The following is a 250-nucleotide window of genomic DNA, read 5'->3' on the forward strand; positions in this document are numbered from 1 at the left end:
TGGCAGAACGAAACCCTGCCGAGCCACATCGCGATCGCGACCATGGTCAACTGGCGCTGGACGGGCTACAACGCTCTCATCCTCCTGGCGGCAATGCAGTCAGTGCCCCGTGACATCCACGAATCTGCCGCGCTCGATGGAGCAGGCGCGACCCGCCGGTTCTTCAGCATCACGCTCCCCTCGATCCGCCCGACGATGATCTTCGTCATCATCACGGCCACCATCGGCGGACTGCAGATCTTCACCGAGC

General features: G+C 63.2%; 1 protein-coding gene. It reads left to right on the plus strand.

What is annotated here, in order from left to right; genetic code table 11:
• Window positions 1-250 (plus strand): carbohydrate ABC transporter permease (locus AAEY93_RS20935; protein ID WP_351079649.1); only part of this gene is annotated, 250 nt, incomplete at both ends.

This window comes from Shewanella sp. CAL98-MNA-CIBAN-0140, assembly GCF_040309905.1.
Lineage (GTDB): Bacteria > Pseudomonadota > Gammaproteobacteria > Enterobacterales > Shewanellaceae > Shewanella > Shewanella psychromarinicola.